The organism is Cupriavidus oxalaticus, assembly GCF_038900635.1.
GTDB lineage: Bacteria > Pseudomonadota > Gammaproteobacteria > Burkholderiales > Burkholderiaceae > Cupriavidus > Cupriavidus oxalaticus_B.
In genome coordinates, this window is sequence record NZ_JAYMRX010000005.1 from 222,867 (window position 1) to 241,632 (window position 18,766).

The following is an 18,766-nucleotide window of genomic DNA, read 5'->3' on the forward strand; positions in this document are numbered from 1 at the left end:
TCCAGCCGGATTCCAGGGGCCGCCGCCATGCCTTCGCCGCATCTGCCCTCCCAGCCTTCCTCTCCGCCAACGCCCGCGGCGGGCGCGCTCGGCGATGCGGCGCCGCCCACGGCGCGTAAGCGCACCATCCCGGGCCAGTCTTCCGTGAACGCGCGCACCGGCGCTCCCAATCTTCCCGATCCGCTCGGCGACGATGTCGTCGGCGAGCGGGCCGTCGCGCCCGCGCTGGCACCGGGCAAGGCGAGGGCTTCCGCGCTGCAGGATGAGCTGGCGGCAGTGCAGGAAGCGACGCCTCCGGTGGCTGACAGCCTGTTTATCGATGCAGTGCTGGCGCAGTCATACCGGCACTTCTTCGGGCCGACCTCGCAGCCGGCGGTGCCGCCGCGCCAGCAGGTCATTTCCATCACCCGGCTGATGGAAAAGCTCGCGTACCTGAAGGCCCCCGACCTGGCGCGCGTACGCGAGGCCTTCCAGTTTTCCGACGAGGCCCACCTGGGCCAGTACCGCCAGAGCGGCGAGCCCTACATCACCCATCCGGTGGCGGTGGCCGAGCTGTGCGCGGACTGGAAGCTGGACGTGCAGTCCATCATGGCGGCGCTGCTGCACGACGTGATGGAAGACCAGGGCATCACCAAGAGCGAGCTGGCCGAGAAATTCGGTCCCAAGGTCGCCGAACTGGTCGATGGCCTGACCAAGCTGGACAAGCTCGAATTCCAGAGCCGCGAGCAGGCGCAGGCGGAAAGCTTCCGCAAGATGCTGCTGGCGATGGCGCGCGACGTGCGCGTGATCCTGGTGAAGCTGGCCGACCGTACGCACAACATGCGCACGCTCGACTTCGTGCCGCCGGAGAAGCGCCGCCGCATCGCGCTGGAGACCATGGAGATCTATGCGCCGATCGCGCATCGTCTCGGTCTCAACACCATCTACCGCGAACTGCAGGAACTGTCGTTCAAGGTAGGCTCGCCGTTCCGCTACGCCACGCTGGAAAAGGCGGTCAAGGCCGCGCGCGGCAACCGGCGCGAGGTTGTCAAGCGCATCCTCGAGGCTGCGCAGAAGGGACTGGCCGATGCCGGCATCGTGGCCGAACTGTCCGGTCGCGAGAAAACGCTGTACAGCATCTACCGCAAGATGCACGACAAGCAGCTGTCGTTCTCGCAGGTGCTGGACGTGTACGGTTTCCGCGTGGTGGTGGAAACGCAGATGCACTGCTACATGGCGATGGGCGCACTGCACGGCCTGTACAAGCCGATGCCCGGCAAGTTCAAGGACTACATCGCGATCCCGAAGATCAACGGCTACCAGTCGCTGCACACCACGCTGGTCGGACCGTTCGGCACGCCGGTCGAGTTCCAGATCCGTACGCGCGACATGCACCAGATCGCCGAGGCCGGCGTGGCCGCGCACTGGATGTACAAGCACCAGGCCGACCACGCCAACGATATCCAGCAGCAGGCGCACCAGTGGCTGCAGTCGCTGCTCGATATCCAGAGCCAGACCGGCGATTCTCAGGAATTCCTCGAGCACGTCAAGATCGACCTGTTCCCCGACGCGGTCTACGTGTTCACGCCCAAGGGCCATATCCGCGCGCTGCCGCGCGGCGCCACCGCGCTGGACTTTGCCTACGCGGTGCACAGCGACCTGGGCAACCAGTGCGTCGCGGTCAAGATCAACAACGAGCTTCTGCCACTGCGCACGGAATTGAAGAGCGGCGACATCGTCGAGGTGGTGACGGCGCCGTACTCGAAGCCGAATCCGGCATGGCTGTCGTTCGTGCGCACCGGCAAGGCTCGCGCGGCGATCCGCCATTACCTGAAGACCACCAAGCTGGACGAAGCGATCCAGCTCGGCGAGCGGCTGCTGGAACAATCCGCGCGCCAGCTCGGCATCGAGCTGAAGGCCGTGCCGCAGTCGGTGTGGGACCGCATGATCCAGTGGACCGGCAACAAGCATCGCGAGGACATCTTCGCCGACCTGGCACTGGGCCGGCGCGTGCCGGCGGTGGTGGCCAAGCGCATGGAGATCCTGCTGCAGGAACTGTCCGGCGACGTCGACAGCGCGCTGCTGGCGGCGGTGCAGACCTTTGCCGGCGAAGAAGCGCCCGCGGTGCCGATCACCGGCGACGAGGGCATGTCGATGATTTTCTCGGCGTGCTGCCGCCCGATCCCCGGCGATTCGATCGTCGGCTACCTGGGCAAGGGCGAAGGGCTGCAGATCCACGTGCAGGACTGCAAGATCGCCAAGCGCCTGCACAGCAAGGATCCGGAGCACTGGATCGACGTGATGTGGGCCAAGAAGACCACGCGTGCCTTCGACGTGTCGATCAAGGTGATGGTGCGCAACGTCAAGGGCATCGTCGCGCGCGTCGCCGCGGACCTGACCGCCGCCGATGCCAATGTCGCGCACGTGGCGATGGAGCAGCAGGACGGCAGCCACCAGGAAGCCACCTACATGCAGTTCATCATCCAGGTGCAGAACCGCCTGCACCTGGCCAACGTGATGCGCGGGCTGCGCCGCAACCCGGACGTCATCCGCATCTTCCGCGACCGCAACGACGGCTAGTCGGGTTGTGCGGCCTTGCCGTACTACTTGTACAGTCTGCGGCCGCACGCCTGGCCAGGGCCGCCCCAAAACGTCCGCCTGCTTATTGTTTTTTTGACGGGTAGCTGACTTCCAGGATATCGATCTGCTCGACCCCGGCCGGCGTGCGCAGCGGCACGGTGTCGCCTTCGCGCGCCTTGATCAGCGCCTTGGCGATCGGCGAGATCCAGCTGACGCAATTGCTGTCCAGATCCACTTCGTCCATGCCCACGATGGTGATGGTGGTCTCTTCACCGGCGCGGTTGGCATAGGTGACGGTGGCGCCGAAGAAGATCTGGTCGTTGTCGCCCTGCAATGAGGGATCGACCACCTCGGCCTTGTCCAGGCGGCGCGTCAGGAAGCGGATGCGGCGGTCGATCTCGCGCAGGCGCTTCTTGCCGTAGAGATAGTCGCCGTTCTCGGAGCGGTCGCCATTGGATGCCGCCCACGAGACGATCTGCACCACGTCGGGCCGGTCGACGTCGATCAGCTGCATCAGCTCATTGCGCAGGCGGTTGTAGCCTTCGGCGGTGATGTAGTTCTTGGTGCCGGGTGGCAGCGGCGTTGCGCCTTCGGGGAGGTCGTCGTCCTCGTCGCCTGAGGACTCTTTGACAAATGCCTTGTTCATGGTCCGGATCACTTCGTCGGGTTCTCATTATAGAAAAACGCTGCGTGCAGACCCACGCCCGCAAAAAGATGAGAAAAAAGTGCCGAGGGGGGTTCACAAATCTGAAATCTCAGATATAATCTCTTTTCTCGAGTGCGGCTGTAGCTCAGTTGGATAGAGTACTTGGCTACGAACCAAGGGGTCGTGGGTTCGAATCCTGCCAGCCGCGCCACCTATGCAGTAAGAAAAGGGCTTCCGGAAACGGAAGCCCTTTTTGTTTTTCTGCCTGCCTCACTCCAGGTCTTCCTCCCGTCGCTTGTAATTGCCGCACCGACAGCAGCTTTTGCTGCACCACGGCTTGCGCGCGCACATGCCGCCTCCTAGGCTCGAACCAACAGGCGAAGTACGCCGACCCTCCGGAGCAATGGGTATGGAAAACGACTGGCGCGTCGAGCAGTACCGCGACATGGATGTCTACGTGCTGGTGTCGCCGCAGGGCGAGCGCAGTATCGGTCGATGGGGCTATGAAGTGCGCGTGGCGCAGGAAGGGGCAGACCCGGCCGACGCGGGCGACATCGAGGTGCTGGCGAGCGGCGCGCAGCAGTTCGCCACACGCCACGCTGCGGAAGTCGCTGCCTTTGGCGCCGGATATGCGCTGGTGGACCGAATGCTCGGGCCGCCGCCGGAGTGATGCCCGGGCACGCCCCTTGCCCAGCTATTGCGAACAGCGCAACGGCATATATCACACGATGATCTATCGACCTTGACCGGGATCATTTTTGATCTGGCCCGGCATTCCTACGCTGGATGTGGAAGCGAGCGACGTCTTGCTCGCCATTGCAGCAGAAGGAGTGCCGCGCCATGCCTGAATTCGAAGGCTACAAGGTCGTCTATGAAGTGATTGCGTTGCCCAAGCGCAAGTGGGCCATCCTGATCGAGATCGTTCGCCGTAGCGATGGCATCGTTGTCGCCGGGCGGCATAACCCGTTCCCCAACCACGCATTCGACACCAAGCTCGAGGCGCTCGACCAGGTCAACCGCTACATCGAGGCACTGCTCGCCGCGCACGAGGCCGATGGTAATGCCAGGCATCGCGCATGATCGTCGGCAGCGATTTCGCATTGAGCAGAGAAAAGACTTGCCAGATGTGTGTAACTACTGCATAATTTATTTCTTCGGACGCGGGGTGGAGCAGTTGGCAGCTCGTCGGGCTCATAACCCGAAGGTCGCAGGTTCAAGTCCTGCCCCCGCAACCAACGCCTTTCGCGGCATTCGCCGCAACCCTTCAAGGCGTTGTTCTCAAGGCCGACCGGCCTGATCTTTCCCTGCTTTGAAGTGAATCTGCAAACCTCCGCGATGATCGCGCGCGGTGCTTGCACGCCCTCAGGCCGGCAATCGCTGTGCCGCCTTCAGGAAAGTATCGCGCACCAATGCCTGGTCTTCGCGCTCGGCCGCTTCCGCACGCTCGCGCAACCGCTTGGCCAGCACCGCCAGCGTGCCTTGTGCCTGCGGACCGCCTGCCGCCTGGCATTTGGCCACCGCCTCGCGCATCACGGCATCGAGCTCGGCGCCGACATCCGCACCATCGAAGGCGCTCACCGACAGGGCTGAAATTCGTTCCAGATAGAGATTGACCAGCGCTTCGTCGTGTAGCGGTTCGGACATGTCGTCTCCTTGGCGATGACGGGAACACAAAAACCATTGTAGTGGAGCCGGCGCCTGCGCAAGCTCAAACAATAATGATTCTTGTTCGAGCGATATCAGGGTTCACATACAATACGCGTTCACGACGCGTCCGTCAGGCGCGCGCTTTCCCCATTCTTGCCCAAAGGTTGTCGCCACCATGCTGCTGCAGATTCCAGACGTACTTTCCAAGGCCCAGGTGGCGCAGGTCCGGCAGATCATCGACGCCGCGCCGTGGACCGACGGCAATGAAACCTCGGGCTACCAGTCGGCGCTGGCCAAGCGCAACCTGCAGTTGCCCGAAGGCTCGCCCGCGGCGCGCCAGGTTGGCGACCTGATCCAGGATGCGCTGGGCAACAACGCGCTGTTCTTCTCGGCGGCACTGCCGCTGAAGGTCTATCCGCCGCTGTTCAACCGCTACGAGGGCGGACACACCTTTGCCAATCATGTCGACAACGCGATCCGCTACCTGCGCGGCACCAGCTTCCGCATCCGCAGCGACCTGTCGGCAACGCTGTTCCTGACCGAACCGGACCAGTACGACGGTGGCGAACTGGTGATCGAGGACACCTACGGCCAGCAACGCGTGAAGCTGCCGGCCGGGCATATGGTTCTTTACCCGGCTACCAGCATCCACCACGTGACGCCGGTTACGCGCGGCGCGCGGGTGTCATCGTTCTTCTGGATCCAGAGCATGGTGCGCGACGACGGCCAGCGTTCACTGCTGTTCGAGATGGACGGGCGCATCCGCCAGACAGCGCAGGAACTCGGCCAGTCGCATGAAGCCGTGATCGGCCTGACCGGCGTCTATCACAACCTGCTGCGCCGCTGGGCGGACGCCTGAGCACTACCAGCGCCCGGCGCCGGGATGCCGGCGGGGCGCTGCGTCAATGCGGCGAAGGGCGCGGCTACTCGTCGCGCCGCCGTCGCATCTGCAACTGCTCGATCGGGGAGGACTGGATGCGGCGCCGTGCCGGCCGCAGGGCGCGGTTCGGCCACAGCACGTAGTTGGTGTGCGGGTCCAGCGGCTTGCCGAGATACGAGACCCAAACCTGCACGCCGTGCTCGGTTTCGGCGATCACGGCCGCGACGGCGCGCGCCGCGGCGGAAGGGGACTTGAGCAATTCCGCCAGGGCTTCGACGCCCTGCACGACATGGTGCTTTACCCCTGAAAACCATGCGTACTGACGCATGGCGGACAACAAACGCTTGGTCATGAACGCGACTCTGGTGTGGTTGGAAGTGCGAATGAGACTGCTTCCCGTCCGATTTGTTCAACGGAAGCTTGCGGACGCCAGTATGACGGTGCGTGCGCTCCCACGCATTCGGTGCGTACCCTGAGGCCGACGTTTCTGTCGGAATGGCGCCGACGTCACAAGACGCTACGCCGACTCGGGGGCCAGGGCCGAGAGTACCATTGCCAGCCGGTCGAGCGCCGGATCGATGTCGAGCAGGTCGATGGCGCCGAAGCCGAGCACCAGACCGGCGCAGGTCGGCGGCGGCTTGGCGTAGAAGGGGTCGAGGGTGGCCAGTTCCAGGTCGGCGAGCCGTGCCATCGCCACCAGCGCGTCGGCAGCCACCGGCACGCGCAGCCGCGCTGCCAGGTGAAAGCCGGCCATTGCCGGCAGGGCTTCGAGCCACGGCGACAGGTCGCCGTGCAGCCGCGCCAGCAGCCGCGCGCGCCGCTGCGCATGGCGCGCGTGCGAGCGCCGGATGTGGCGCAGCAGGTGTCCCTCCGACAGGAAGCGCGCCAGCGCCTGCTGGATCAGCGTCGGTGTGTACCAGTCCATCAGGTGCTTGACCTTGCGTGCCGCCGGCATCAGCCATGGCGGCACTACCAGGTAGCCGCAGCGCAGGTTGGCCAGCAGGGTCTTGGAAAACGTGCCCAGGTACACCACGCGGCCGTGGCGGTCCAGCGTCTGCAGCGCGTCCAGTGCCTGCCCGCCATAGCGGAACTCGCTGTCGTAGTCGTCCTCCAGGATCACCGCGTGGCGGCGCGCGGCCCAGTCGAGCAGCGCCTGCCGCCGCGCCAGGCTCATCGGCACGCCCAGCGGCGACTGGTGCGACGGCGTGACGAAGACCAGCGTGGCCTCGCCGGGCAGTGCCTCCACCACCAGTCCTTCGCCGTCGACCGGCACCGGCACCACGCGCGCGCCCAGCGCCTGGAATAGCGCGCGGGCCATCGGGTAGCCCGGATCTTCCATGGCTACCACGGCGCCCGGACCCAGCAGCAGCCGGGCGGCCAGGTCGATGCCCTGCTGCGCGCCGGCGGTGACCAGGATATCGGTGGGCGCGCCCTGCACGCCGCGGGTGAAGGCGATATGGGCGGCAATGGCCTGCCGCAGCGGCATCTCGCCACAGGGATCCGCGGGCCCGGGCGCGCGTTGCCGCTCCACCGCCAGTGCCGCGCGCACGCAGCGCGACCAGGCTTCGTGCGGGAAGCGCGCGGTGTCGGCCTGACCCGGCTGGAAGGCATAGCGCGCACCACCGGCCGGCCCGAGAAAGGGTGCCTCGACCGCCATCCAGCGCTGCACCGCCGGCGGCAGCACCGGCGCGGCGGCAATGCGCACCGGCTTGCGCGCCAGACCCTCGGCGACATAGGTACCGTCGCCGACGCGGGCGTGAAGCCAACCCTCCGCCACCAGCCGCTCGTAGGCGGTGGTCACGGTCTTGCGCGCGACACCCAGCTGTGCGCCGAGCAGCCGCGTGGGCGGCATGCGTGCGCCAGCCTCCAGGCGCCCGGCCTGGATCGCGTTGCGGATCTGGTGGACGATCTGCGCGGTAAGGTCGCCGGCGTGGTCCAGCGCGAGATGGAGCTCCATGGCGCTTGCCCGGAAATTGGTCTACCGATTTTGCCGGAAATTGGCAGTGTACGGGGCCAATCGCCAGGGCTATCTTTGAGTCCAACGGGCCAGCGCCCGCCAATCACTTAACCGGATCCCTGGAGAATCGACATGGAAGAACGCATGAACTGGCAAGACGTGGCCCCGGACGCCTACAAGGCAATGGTCGGCGTGGAGATCTACCTGGCCCGCTGCGGGCTCGAAAACAGCCTGAAGGAACTGGTGAAGATCCGTGCGTCGCAGATCAACGGCTGTGCCTTCTGCCTCGACATGCATGTGACCGACGCGCGCAAGCACGGCGAGAGCGATCGCCGCCTGAGCCTGCTGCCGGCATGGCGCGAAGTGAGCTGGTTCACCGCGCGCGAGCGTGCCGCGCTGGCCTGGACCGAGGCGCTGACGCTGCTGCCGCAAAGTCAGGCGCCCGATGCCGACTACAACGCGGTGCGCGAGCAGTTCTCGGAAAAGGAAATCGCCGACCTGACCCTGCTGATCTCGATGATCAATGCCTGGAACCGCTTCGGCGCCGGCTTCCGCCGCCAGCCGCCGGCGCTCTGAACGTAGCGCCACGAAAGCCGCCGCGGCCGGTCGATTGACAAGCCGCGGCGCGCTGCATTAGCTTGCGCCACAGTAGCTGCACATATGGCACAACCGCCGGCGCGCCGGCAGGGGGAGGCATCGTGGCGATACGGCAAGACGTGGAAACGGATGGCGGCGCGGAAAGCCGCCCAGCTCCCCAGGATGTCGTCGGGGCCCGTCTCGAGCGCGGCAAGGCCATCCGGCAACAGGTGCCACGCGGCGCGCACGAGGCGCTGGGCAACCTGGACCGCGATCCCGTCAAGCTGCTCGAGATCAGCAGCGAGGGGCGCGTGTCCCGGCTGGTGCCGCTGCGCTACGGCCGCATGCTGGCATCTCCGTTCGCCTTCTACCGCGGCACGGCAGTCATCCAGGCGCACGATCTCGCCGGCACGCCCGACACGGGCCTGACCATGCAGGTCTGCGGCGACGCCCATGTGGGCAACTTCGGCGGCTATGCCACGCCCGAGCGCGCGCTGCTGTTCGACCTCAACGATTTCGACGAAACCAGCCCCGGTCCGTGGGAATGGGACCTGAAGCGGCTGTGCGCCAGCTTCGTGGTGGCCGCGCGCCATCTGCGTCACCCCGCCGACACCGCCGACGACCTGGTACGCCAGGCGGTGCGCAGTTACCGGGACCGGATGCAGGCCTACGCGGAGATGGGCATGCTCGACACCTGGTACGACCGGATCACCTTCGAGCGGCTGCTGGAGGAAGAGACCTCGCCCAACGTGCAGAAGCGCATCCGCCGCGGCATCGAGCGCGCGGCCGACCGCACCCATGAAGCGCTGCTGCCCAAGCTGGCCGAACGCGTCGAAGGCCGCTGGCGGATCCTGGACGCGCCGCCAGCTGTCTTCCATGTACGCGGCATGCAGACGCTGTTCGATCCGGGCGACGACTGGATGACCGTGGCGGATCCCGAACAGACGATGGAGCAGTCGTTCAAGGATTACCTGTCGACGCTGGCGCCCGACCGGCGCCGGCTGCTTAGCCATTTCACGCGGCACGACCAGGCCTTCAAGGTGGTCGGGGTGGGCAGCGTCGGCACGCGCTGCATGATCCTCCTGATGGTCGACCAGCACGACAAGCCGCTGTTCCTGCAGGTCAAGGAAGCCACGCGCTCGGTGGTGGCGCGCTTTTTCAAGGGGCCGCAGGCGGCGCACGAGGGGCGCCGCGTGGTCGAGGGCCAGCGGCTGATGCAGGCAGCCAGCGACCTGTTCCTGGGCTGGACCAAGGGGCCATTCGGGCGGCACTTCTACATGCGGCAGTTGCGCGACATGAAGCTGTCGCCCCAGCTTGAACTGATGGATGCCGAAATCTTCGGCCGCTACGCCGCGTTGTGCGGCTGGGTGCTGGCGCGGGCGCATGCCAAGGGCAGCGGGCTGGCCGCCGAGGTCAGCGGTTACCTGGGACGCAGCGACCGGATGGCCGATGCGATGGTAGGCTATGCCAATGGCTATGCCGACCAGGTCGAGCGCGACTATGAGCAGTTTGTCGCCGCGTGCCGGTCGGGCCGCCTGGAGGCGCGCACCGACGCCGACATGGCGGGAGAATTCCGCGTATAGCAACGAATGGCCGCGCTGGCCGTGCCCGTTGCATTCATGCTTTGCCAGGAGTCTGCCCATGACAGAAGACACCCTGCTGCAACTGATGGCCGAGGTCGAAAAGGAAGACCCGATCGACTACGCCGACCTGCCGTTCGATGACCGCGCGCTGCGCCAGCTGGCGTGCCGGCTGATCGCCGAGCGTTCCGAGCAGATGGAAGCGTCCGGCATGCCGACGGAAGCGCTGCTGGCCACGATGTGGGCCTCGACCGCCAAGCTGGTGCTGGAAAACCTGGTGCTCAACGCCCGCCTGCTGACGCTGCAGGGCATGCCCGAGGATGCCCAGGCGCTGATCGATCGCATTGCGCGCCAGTCGCGCGGCGGTCCGGACCGCGAGTCCTGATAGCCGCTCCGTTGCGATGTGCGGCAGCCGCCACTAGCTGCGGCGGGTCGGCCATTTCGGTAAAATGCCGGTTTTCGCCCAGCCTGCCCGCTGCGCAAGTCATCGGCGCGCCAGGGCGGCCAACCAGGAGGACTTCGGGTGATCAAGTGGATAATCGTCGCGGGCTACCTCGGTGCCATCCTGTATGTGCACTTCCGCGGCAAGGTAAGGCTGAAGATCTGGCGCCAGCTGCTGGACCATTCGGCGCTGGTCGCGCCGATCAACTGCTTCATGTACGCGTTCTCAGGCGTGCCGCGCACGCCGTATATCCCGGTCGATAATTTCCCCGACCTGGAGAAGCTGCGCGCCGCGTGGCCGGAGATCCGTGACGAAGGCCTCGCGCTGGCCGCGATGCGCAAGATCAAGGCCGCGGACAAGAACGACGACGCCGGCTTCAATTCATTCTTCAAGTACGGCTGGAAGCGTTTCTACCTGAAGTGGTACGAGGCCCAGCACCCGTCCGCCGAAGTGCTGTGCCCCAAGACCGTGGCGCTGCTGCGCGAGCTGCCGAGCGTGAAGGCCGCGATGTTCGCCGAGCTGCCGCCGGGCGGCAAGCTCAATCCGCACCGCGACCCGTTTGCCGGCTCGCTGCGCTACCACCTGGGTCTGTCCACGCCCAACGATGACCGCTGCTTCATTGAGGTCGACGGCGAGCGCCACAGCTGGCGCGACGGTGAGGGCGTGGTGTTCGACGAGACTTACCTGCACTGGGCCGAGAACCGCAGCGACGCCAACCGGCTGATCCTGTTCTGCGATATCGAGCGGCCGATGCGCTATGGCTGGGCCATGAAGTTCAATCACTGGATGGGCCGCAAGGTCATGACCGCAGCCAGTTCGCCCAACGACGAGCACGACCAGACCGGCATGATCAACAAGCTGTTCCGCTTTGTCTGGCTGGGCGGGCAATATCGCCGCCGCTTCAAGGCATGGAACCGCAAGCTGTACTACGTGGCCAAGTTCGGCCTGATCGTGGGGGGCGTGGCCCTGGTCATCTTCCTGTAATTCGCGGGATGTCATCAGCAAAAGAGCCGGCGCATGCCGGCTCTTTTGCTCTTCTGCGTCAGGCTGCTTCAGTTCCCGCGGCGGCGCTCATTGCCCAGCGCCACGTAGTGCGCGCGCTTGGCTTCGTACATGCGGCTGTCGGCCACCTTGACCGAGTCGGTCAGGCGCTCGCCCTGCACGCAGGTGGCGTGGCCGATAGAAAGGCTCAGGCGCACGCCGGGATAGAAGGTGTTGTTCAGTTCGACCACCTTCTCAATCTGCTCGACCACCGTGGCGGCGCCGCGCTCGTCGCGGCCGGGCAGCAGCACCATGAATTCGTCGCCGCCGATGCGCGCCACGCAGGCCTGCTCGCCCACCGCTTTCTTCAGCACCTCGCCGGTGCGCCGCAGCAGGCCGTCGCCGTCGCCGTGGCCGAACTGGTCGTTGACCACTTTCAGCCCGTTCAGGTCCACCGCCACCACGCTGACCGGCCACGGGCCCTTGCGGCCCAGCCGCGCCAGTTCGTCTTCGTAGTAGGCGCGGTTGTAGAGCTTGGTCAGCACGTCGTGCTTGCCCAGGAACTCGACATAGGCCTCGGCCTTCTTGCGCGCGGTGATGTCGGTCAGCGACACCAGCACCTGGTCCCAGTCGGCCTCGCAGCCGGGGAAGACCGACCACTGCATGAAGACGTCGACCTGGCGGCCGTCGAGCGCGTAGTTGATGACTTCGCGCTGCTGCCACAGCTTCTCGTGCCAGAGGTCGATCAGCTGCTCGGCAAAGTGGATGCGCATGTCGTCGCGGAACACATCGCCGAGGCGCGACAACAGGATCTGCTTGGATTCGGCGCCGAACATGAGCAGCGTCTGCCGGTTGACGTCGAGCACGCGGATCTCTTGCATGCAGCGCGAGACGAAGTCCGGATGCACGTTGAGGAAGGTGCGGAAGTCGGTAATGCCGGCCGCGCGCACTTCGTCGAGCAGTACCTTGACCGCGCTGAAGTCTTCCACCCACAGCGACACCGGCGAGTGTTCGAACAGGCCAACGGCGTATTGCTCGCTGCGGCGCAGCTCGCGTTCGGTGCGCACGCGTGCGGTGATGTCCTCGATCGACAGCAGCACGCGCTCCCAGCTGCCTTCATGGCCGGGCATCACCGTGGCTTCGAGCCGGATGTCGAGGCGTTCGCCGTCCAGCGTGTAGTTGACGGTCTGGCTGGCAAAGCGGTTGCCGCCGTCCCAGAGCTGGCCGAGCTCTTCCACGTGCTGGTCGAACATGTCGTCGCGGAACACCGTCTCTAGGTTGGCGATCAGGTCATCGAGGTCGGCCGCACGGAACAGGTCGAGCGTGCGCTGGTTGACGTCGATCACGCGGATCAGCGACGAGCACTGCGCGACCTGGTGCGGATTGGCGCGCAGGTAGGCGCGCAGGTCGGTGACCCCGTCGCGGCGCAGCTGTTCGAAATGCACCCGCACGTCGCTGAAGTCTTCCAGCCACAGCGACACGGGCGCGAGCTGGAACAGTGTCTGGTAGTCGTCGATGCTGTTGCCCGGCTCGGTGCCGGCCAGGCGGTTGCGCGATGCCGCGGATGGATTGCTCAAGGCCACTCTCCCTTATTCTTGTTCCCGTCTGGTGGCGGGGCCTGGCAGCGGGGCCACCGGCAGCGGGGACCAGCCGGGCCACGGCCGCGCGCCAGCGCACTAGGATAGGCGAGGCGGCGGCAAATGGGGGAGAACCGGGCGCAAAAAGCAGGTCGATCCGGCCGGGCGGTTGCGCGTGTGTTGCAAAAAGGCGCGCCGGCCCCGCGCGTGGCTAGCCGGCCAGACGGTGCACCACACCGGCCAGCGTGGCCAGCGCGCGCTCGATCTGCGCCGAGCGCGGCGTGCCGCAGTTGATGCGCAGGCAATGGTCGAAGCGCCCGGCGTTGGAGAACATCACCCCGGGCATGACGCGGATGCCGGCCTGCAGCGCCTGGTCGAAAACCGCCTCGGACGAGACCTGCGCGGGCATCTCCACCCACAGGTGCATGCCGCCGCGCGGCGAGCCCAGCCGCGTCCCGGCCGGGAAGCTGGCCGCCACCGCCTGGGCGAACCATTCGCGCTGCAGCTGCAGACGCGTGCGCAGCCGGCGCAGGTGCCGTTCATGCGCGCCGCTGGCAAGGAAATCCGCCGCCGCCATCTGCGACAGCATCTCGTTGGGCCGCGACAGCCCGAACTTGAGCATTTCCACGCGCGGCTGCCATTTGCCGGCAGCGATCCAGCCGAGCCGCATGCCCGGCGCCAGCACCTTGTGCAGCGAGGCGCAGTGGATCACGTTGCCGCGGCCGTCCCAGGCCTTGGCCGCCGCCGGCTGGGTATCGCCGTCGGCGGTGGCGGAGAAGCAGTCATCCTCGATCAGCGCGATGCCGCGCGCCTCGCACCACTGCACCAGGCGCGCCTTGTGCGTGTCAGGCATGATGCAGCCGAGCGGGTTTTGCAGGTTGGGCACCACCGCCACCGCGCGGATATTGTCGTAGTGCTGCGCCGCCAGCTCGAGCGCCTCGAGCGACATCCCGGTCTGCGGGCTGCACGGGATTTCCAGCGCGCGCATGCCGAGGCTTTCGAGGATCTGCAGCAGCCCGTAGTAGGTGGGCGATTCCACCGCGATCACGTCGCCCGGGCCGGCCACCGCGCGCAGCGCCAGGTTGAGCGCCTCGGTACAGCCGTGCGTGATGACGATCTCTTCCGGCGCCAGTTGCATCCGCGCGTGCAGCGCCTGGCGCGCGATGGCGCCGCGTAGCGGCGCATGGCCTTCCGGCTCGACCGCCTCGCCGAACAGCATCGGATGCCGGCGCAGGGCGCGCGCCGCGGCGCTGCGCAGCGCATCGGCGGGATACAACGAGGGCGCGCAGTAAGCGCCGCCCAGGTTGGTATGGACATGCTGGTGCTGGCTGCGCGCCAGCAGCCCCGAAATGCGCTGGTGGATGCCGACATACTGCGCGGGATCGGGCAGCGCGGCGTCGGGTTCGGTCAGCGGTGCCAGCGGCGCGCGCACAGGTGCCGCGACAAAATAGCCGGCGCGCGGGCGGGCTTCGAGCAGGCCGTCGCTCTCCAGCTGGCGGCAGGCCTGCAGCGCCGTGGACAGGCTGACGCCGTGCAGTCCCATCAGCGCGCGCACGGATGGCATGCGGTCGCCGGCGGTCAGCGTGCCGGATTCGATGGCGCGGCGGTAGTGGCCGGCAACCTGGCGGTAGAGCGGGGTGGATTCCATGGCGGCATGGTGGCGCGGATGGCCATCCGGGTACAGATACAGATGCGGGGGTCCTGTATCGTAACAGCCTCGGTTTTCCCTTGCTGTTCCGGTGGCGGTCGCGCGGGGGTGTGCCTGCCGTTCGTGAGAGGCGGCCGATAGGCTGGAGGCCTGAATCTGTTACCGGAGCCAAGCCATGCCAAGCCTGTCGATCAACACTTCAGGGGCCGTCCTGCCGGCGTTCGCCACGCGCCTGTCCGCCGGGCAATGCCTGCACCTGCGCGTGCGGGCGGATACGGTGCTGCATGCCCACGCCGGCCGGATCGAGGTCTGCGGACCGCCGCAATGGCTGGCCGAAAGCTGGCACGTCCCGCGCTGGCGCCTGGGCGCGGGCGAGACGCTGACCATGCCGGAACGAGGCTGGCTGCAGGTCGCGGCGCACGCCGACGCCGCCTTTACCATCGCCATGCCGCCTGGCTGGCTCGGACGCCTGGCGGCTCTGCTGGTGTGGCGCGGGCGCCGCGTGCCGGCGCCATGGCGCGATCGGCCTCAACCGATTGCCGACCCGGCGCCCGAAAAACTATAAAATTGCGCTCCGGCCGGCCTGGCACATTGGTGTGCCCAACCCCCCGGCCGCAGTTCCCGGGTTCCCCATGCTACGTCTAAGTGAAGTCAAACTCCCGCTCGACCATACCGAAAGCGACCTGGACGCCGCCGTGCGTGCCAGCGCCGCGCAGATCGGCGTCAAGGGAGACGGCCTGATCGGCTATACCGTATTCCGCCGCGCCCACGATGCGCGCAAGCGCTCCGATATCAAGCTGACCTACATCATCGATATCGAAGTCAGCGACGAAGCCGCGGCGCGCAAGCGCATGGCCGGCAAGCCCAACTGGAGCGTGACGCCCGATATGGAGTACCACTTCGTCGCGCGCGCGCCGCAGGGCGGCCCCGCGCTGCGCCCGGTGGTGATCGGCATGGGCCCGTGCGGCCTGCTGGCCGGCCTGATCCTGGCGCAGTCGGGTTTCCGCCCGATCGTGCTGGAGCGCGGCAAGGAAGTGCGAGAGCGCACCAAGGACACTTTCGGCCTGTGGCGCAAGAGCGTGCTCAACCCGGAGTCGAACGTGCAGTTCGGCGAAGGCGGCGCGGGCACGTTTTCGGACGGCAAGTTGTACAGCCAGATCAAGGACCCGAAGCACTATGGGCGCAAGGTGCTGAACGAGTTCGTGCGCGCCGGTGCGCCGGAAGACATCCTGTACAAGGCGCGCCCCCATATCGGCACCTTTCGCCTGGTCAGCATGGTCGAGAAGATGCGCGCGGAGATCATCGAGCTGGGCGGCGAGATCCGCTTCGAAACGCGCGTCGACGATATCGACATCGACGGCGGCCAGGTGCGCGGCCTGAAGCTGTCGAATGGCGAGTACCTGGAAGCCGATCACGTCATCATGGCGGTCGGCCACAGCGCGCGCGACACCTTCCAGATGCTGCACGAGCGCGGCGTGTTCATGGAGGCCAAGCCGTTCTCGCTCGGATTCCGCATCGAGCATCCGCAGGGCCTGATCAATCGCAGCCGCTTCGGCAAGTTCGCCGGCAACAAGCTGCTGGGCGCGGCCGACTACAAGGTGGTGCACCACTGCAGCAACGGGCGTTCGGTGTACAGCTTCTGCATGTGCCCGGGCGGCACGGTGGTGGCGGCGGCGTCGGAGCCGGGGCGCGTGGTGACCAACGGCATGAGCCAGTACAAGCGCGCCGAGCGCAATGCCAACGCCGGCATCGTGGTCGGCATTACGCCGGAAGATTACCCGGGCGGCCCGCTGGCCGGCATCGAGTTCCAGCGCAAGTGGGAAGAACGCGCGTTCGAGCTGGGCGGCAGCAACTACAACGCGCCGGGCCAGCTGGTGGGCGACTTTATTGCCGGCCGTGCCTCGACATCGCTGGGCTCGGTCGAGCCTTCGTACAAGCCGGGCGTGACGCCGACCGACCTGAGCACGTCGTTGCCCGACTACGTGATCGAGGCGATCCGCGAAGGCATTCCGGAGATCGACAAGAAGCTGCCGGGCTTCGCGCTGCATGACGCGGTGCTGACCGGCGTGGAGACGCGCACCTCGTCGCCGCTGCGCATCCGCCGCAACAACGACGATTACCAGAGCATCAACGTCAGGGGCCTGTTCCCGGCGGGCGAGGGCGCCGGCTATGCCGGCGGCATCTACTCGGCCGCGATCGATGGCATCGAGGTGGCCGAAGCGGTGGCGCTCAGCATCGTCGGCGGCAAGCAGGCTTAGGCTTGCTGCATAGGTTGTTGCAAGTACGCCGCGGCGCCCAGCGCCGCGGTGCGCCCGCTGGCAAAGCACGCCGTCAGCAGGTAGCCGCCGGTGGGCGCTTCCCAGTCCAGCATTTCGCCCGCGCAGAAGACGCCTGGCAAGGCGCGCAGCATCAAGCTTTCATCCATCGCCTCGAAACGCACGCCTCCCGCGCTGCTGATGACCTCGTCGATCGGCCGCGGCCGCAGCAGGCGCAACGGCAGCGCCTTCAGCGACACGGCCAGCGTGCCGGGATCCTGCATCGCATCTTTCGTCAGGCATTCGCGCAGCAGCCCGGCCTTGACACCGGTAATGCCGAGCCGGCTCTGCAGATGGCTCGACAGGGAACGCGAACCGCGCGGATGGTTCACTTCGTTGCCGACCTGTTCCGCGGTGTGCGAGGGCAGCAGGTCGAGGTGTATCACCGCGCTGCCGTCGGCTTCGATGCGGTCGCGGATCGGCGCCGACAGCGCATAGACCAGGCTGCCTTCGATGCCGGTAGCGCTGATGACGAACTCGCCCTGGCGGTAGTGCGCGTTGCCGTCGCGATCGGTCAATGCGATCGCCACCGGCTTGATCGGCGTGCCGGCGAAACGATCCGCAAACGATTCGCTCCATGCCACATCGAAGCCGCAATTGGCCGGGCGCAGCGGCGCGATATCGACGCCACGGCCAGCCAGCCGCGGCACCCACGCGCCATCCGATCCCAGCCGCGCCCAGCTTGCGCCGCCGAGCGCGAGCACCACGGCACGCGCGGGCACGGAGGCCTCGCCCTGCGGCGTGGCAAAGCGCAGCGCATGCGGCGCGCCTTCGTCACAGTCCAGCCAGCCGAGCCAGCGATGCCGCATGTGGAACTGCACGCCGGCCTCGCGCAGCCGGTGCAGCCATGCGCGCAGCATCGGCGCCGCTTTCATGTCGGTCGGGAAAACGCGGCCCGAGCTGCCGACGAAGGTGTCGATGCCAAGCCCGTGCACCCACTCGCGCAGCGCCTGCGGGCCGAAATCCGCGAGCATCGGCGCGATCTGCGCGGCACGGGCGCCATAGCGGCCGAGGAAGGCCGGTTCCGGCTCCGCATGCGTGAGGTTCATGCCGCCCTTGCCGGCCATCAGGAACTTGCGCCCCACCGACGGCATCGCGTCATAGACCGCCACGCTGGCACCTTGCGCCACCAGCACTTCGGCAGCCATCAGCCCGGCCGGCCCCCCGCCGATGATGGCGACATCGGGTGGCTTGGCGGTGGCGGCGGGAGGCGTGGCAAGGGACATGGGGCGCTCGGCAGGGCAGCAGTGTTTCCGCCGCGGATTATAGAGCCTGCGGCAGCGCTAGAATGACGGTTTCCCCCGTATCGCCATCATGTCCTCCGCCGCAACTTCCGCAGACGCTGTCATCGCCGCCACCCGCCACTGGCTCGAGCGCGCGGTGATCGGGCTAAACCTGTGCCCCTTCGCCAAGAGCGTCTATGTGAAGGAGCAGGTGCGCTACGTGGTCAGCACGGTAACCGAAGCGCCGGATGTGCTGGATGAACTCGAGCGCGAGTTGCGCCTGCTCGAGGAGTCCGATCCGGCAGAGATCGACACCACGCTGCTGATCCTGCCCGGCGCGGTGGCCGATTTCCTCGATTACAACGACCTGCTGTACTTCGCCGACCGCCTGCTCGGCAGCCTCGGCCTGGAAGGCACGCTGCAGATCGCCAGCTTCCATCCGCAGTACCAGTTCGCCGATACCGGGCCGGACGATATCGAGAACTACACCAACCGCGCACCGTATCCGATCCTGCACTTGCTGCGCGAGGACAGCATCGCGCGCGCGGTGGCGGCCTTCCCGGATGCGGCGGATATCTACGAGCGCAATCAGGCAACCATGCGCCGCTTGGGACATGCGGGCTGGCGGCGCTGGATGGCGGGCGAGGAGGAAGCCGAAGGCGAGGCCGAACGCAATGCCGAAGAAAAGGCCGAACGCAAGGCCGCCGGCAAGAACCCGCCCGCGAAAGACTGACT

At 66.8% G+C, this 18,766-nt stretch carries 18 protein-coding genes and 2 tRNA genes; 13 read left to right on the plus strand and 7 right to left on the minus strand.

Annotated elements, in window-relative coordinates:
* The first annotated feature begins 27 nt into the window (after nucleotides 1-27).
* A complete protein-coding gene (locus VSR71_RS11410) occupies nucleotides 28-2,559 on the plus strand; it encodes a bifunctional (p)ppGpp synthetase/guanosine-3',5'-bis(diphosphate) 3'-pyrophosphohydrolase (RefSeq protein ID WP_342913968.1) in 2,532 nt (843 codons plus the stop codon).
* 82 nt (nucleotides 2,560-2,641) lie between these two features.
* Here the strand turns inward: VSR71_RS11410 and greB are convergent, their stop codons facing one another.
* On the minus strand, nucleotides 2,642-3,205 hold the full coding sequence (greB, locus tag VSR71_RS11415; protein ID WP_342913969.1) for a transcription elongation factor GreB: 564 nt from the start codon (nucleotides 3,203-3,205) through the stop codon (nucleotides 2,642-2,644).
* A 134-nt stretch (nucleotides 3,206-3,339) separates the two neighbouring features.
* On the opposite strand from greB, the gene VSR71_RS11420 reads away from it, so the two are divergent.
* The 4 genes from VSR71_RS11420 to VSR71_RS11435 all read left to right on the plus strand — a co-directional run bounded on the left by VSR71_RS11420 (nucleotide 3,340) and on the right by VSR71_RS11435 (nucleotide 4,440).
* Nucleotides 3,340-3,416, plus strand: a tRNA-Arg gene (locus VSR71_RS11420).
* A 198-nt stretch (nucleotides 3,417-3,614) separates the two neighbouring features.
* Nucleotides 3,615-3,875, plus strand: a complete 261-nt coding sequence (locus VSR71_RS11425; protein ID WP_209760431.1) for a hypothetical protein — start codon at nucleotides 3,615-3,617, stop codon at nucleotides 3,873-3,875.
* 170 nt (nucleotides 3,876-4,045) lie between these two features.
* Nucleotides 4,046-4,285: a hypothetical protein gene (locus tag VSR71_RS11430; RefSeq protein WP_342913970.1), complete on the plus strand. Its 240-nt coding sequence runs from the start codon at nucleotides 4,046-4,048 to the stop codon at nucleotides 4,283-4,285.
* Between the two features lie 79 nt (nucleotides 4,286-4,364).
* Nucleotides 4,365-4,440: transfer RNA gene (locus VSR71_RS11435), tRNA-Met, on the plus strand.
* Nucleotides 4,441-4,567: 127 nt separating this feature from the next.
* Here VSR71_RS11435 and VSR71_RS11440 read toward each other — a convergent pair.
* Nucleotides 4,568-4,849, minus strand: coding sequence for a hypothetical protein (locus VSR71_RS11440; RefSeq protein WP_342913971.1), 282 nt, complete (start codon nucleotides 4,847-4,849; stop codon nucleotides 4,568-4,570).
* Nucleotides 4,850-5,027: 178 nt separating this feature from the next.
* On the opposite strand from VSR71_RS11440, the gene VSR71_RS11445 reads away from it, so the two are divergent.
* A complete protein-coding gene (locus VSR71_RS11445; RefSeq protein ID WP_342913972.1) occupies nucleotides 5,028-5,711 on the plus strand; it encodes a Fe2+-dependent dioxygenase in 684 nt (227 codons plus the stop codon).
* Between the two features lie 64 nt (nucleotides 5,712-5,775).
* Here the strand turns inward: VSR71_RS11445 and VSR71_RS11450 are convergent, their stop codons facing one another.
* On the minus strand, nucleotides 5,776-6,084 hold the full coding sequence (locus VSR71_RS11450; RefSeq protein WP_342913973.1) for a hypothetical protein: 309 nt from the start codon (nucleotides 6,082-6,084) through the stop codon (nucleotides 5,776-5,778).
* A gap of 165 nt (nucleotides 6,085-6,249) precedes the next feature.
* Nucleotides 6,250-7,689: a PLP-dependent aminotransferase family protein gene (locus tag VSR71_RS11455; protein WP_342913974.1), complete on the minus strand. Its 1,440-nt coding sequence runs from the start codon at nucleotides 7,687-7,689 to the stop codon at nucleotides 6,250-6,252.
* 132 nt (nucleotides 7,690-7,821) lie between these two features.
* On the opposite strand from VSR71_RS11455, the gene VSR71_RS11460 reads away from it, so the two are divergent.
* The 4 genes from VSR71_RS11460 (at nucleotide 7,822) to lpxO (ending at nucleotide 11,271) form a co-directional block, all read left to right on the plus strand.
* Nucleotides 7,822-8,265 carry a carboxymuconolactone decarboxylase family protein gene (locus tag VSR71_RS11460; RefSeq protein ID WP_342913975.1) on the plus strand — a complete coding sequence of 148 codons (444 nt, stop codon included), beginning with the start codon at nucleotides 7,822-7,824 and terminating at the stop codon, nucleotides 8,263-8,265.
* A gap of 128 nt (nucleotides 8,266-8,393) precedes the next feature.
* Complete coding sequence (locus VSR71_RS11465) at nucleotides 8,394-9,848, plus strand: DUF2252 domain-containing protein (protein ID WP_428979391.1); 1,455 nt, start codon at nucleotides 8,394-8,396, stop codon at nucleotides 9,846-9,848.
* 58 nt (nucleotides 9,849-9,906) lie between these two features.
* A complete protein-coding gene (locus tag VSR71_RS11470) occupies nucleotides 9,907-10,230 on the plus strand; it encodes a hypothetical protein (protein ID WP_151071348.1) in 324 nt (107 codons plus the stop codon).
* Between the two features lie 138 nt (nucleotides 10,231-10,368).
* Nucleotides 10,369-11,271: a lipid A hydroxylase LpxO gene (gene lpxO, locus VSR71_RS11475; RefSeq protein ID WP_342913976.1), complete on the plus strand. Its 903-nt coding sequence runs from the start codon at nucleotides 10,369-10,371 to the stop codon at nucleotides 11,269-11,271.
* A gap of 68 nt (nucleotides 11,272-11,339) precedes the next feature.
* Here lpxO and VSR71_RS11480 read toward each other — a convergent pair whose 3' ends face one another.
* Both VSR71_RS11480 and VSR71_RS11485 read right to left on the minus strand, forming a co-directional pair.
* On the minus strand, nucleotides 11,340-12,812 hold the full coding sequence (locus VSR71_RS11480; RefSeq protein WP_342914082.1) for a sensor domain-containing diguanylate cyclase: 1,473 nt from the start codon (nucleotides 12,810-12,812) through the stop codon (nucleotides 11,340-11,342).
* 244 nt (nucleotides 12,813-13,056) lie between these two features.
* Complete coding sequence (locus VSR71_RS11485; RefSeq protein WP_342913977.1) at nucleotides 13,057-14,493, minus strand: PLP-dependent aminotransferase family protein; 1,437 nt, start codon at nucleotides 14,491-14,493, stop codon at nucleotides 13,057-13,059.
* Between the two features lie 175 nt (nucleotides 14,494-14,668).
* Between VSR71_RS11485 and VSR71_RS11490 the strand changes: the two genes are divergently transcribed.
* Both VSR71_RS11490 and VSR71_RS11495 read left to right on the plus strand, forming a co-directional pair.
* Nucleotides 14,669-15,058 (plus strand): hypothetical protein, encoded by a 390-nt coding sequence (locus VSR71_RS11490; RefSeq protein ID WP_342913978.1) that lies wholly within the window; start codon nucleotides 14,669-14,671, stop codon nucleotides 15,056-15,058.
* Nucleotides 15,059-15,125: 67 nt separating this feature from the next.
* On the plus strand, nucleotides 15,126-16,751 hold the full coding sequence (locus VSR71_RS11495; protein WP_342913979.1) for an NAD(P)/FAD-dependent oxidoreductase: 1,626 nt from the start codon (nucleotides 15,126-15,128) through the stop codon (nucleotides 16,749-16,751).
* Here the strand turns inward: VSR71_RS11495 and VSR71_RS11500 are convergent.
* Nucleotides 16,748-18,034 carry a TIGR03862 family flavoprotein gene (locus tag VSR71_RS11500; protein ID WP_342913980.1) on the minus strand — a complete coding sequence of 429 codons (1,287 nt, stop codon included), beginning with the start codon at nucleotides 18,032-18,034 and terminating at the stop codon, nucleotides 16,748-16,750. The two genes, VSR71_RS11495 and VSR71_RS11500, sit on opposite strands and share 4 nt — an antisense overlap.
* An 88-nt stretch (nucleotides 18,035-18,122) precedes the next feature.
* Between VSR71_RS11500 and VSR71_RS11505 the strand changes: the two genes are divergently transcribed.
* Nucleotides 18,123-18,764, plus strand: coding sequence for a DUF1415 domain-containing protein (locus tag VSR71_RS11505; protein WP_342913981.1), 642 nt, complete (start codon nucleotides 18,123-18,125; stop codon nucleotides 18,762-18,764).
* The last annotated feature ends 2 nt before the right edge of the window (nucleotides 18,765-18,766 follow it).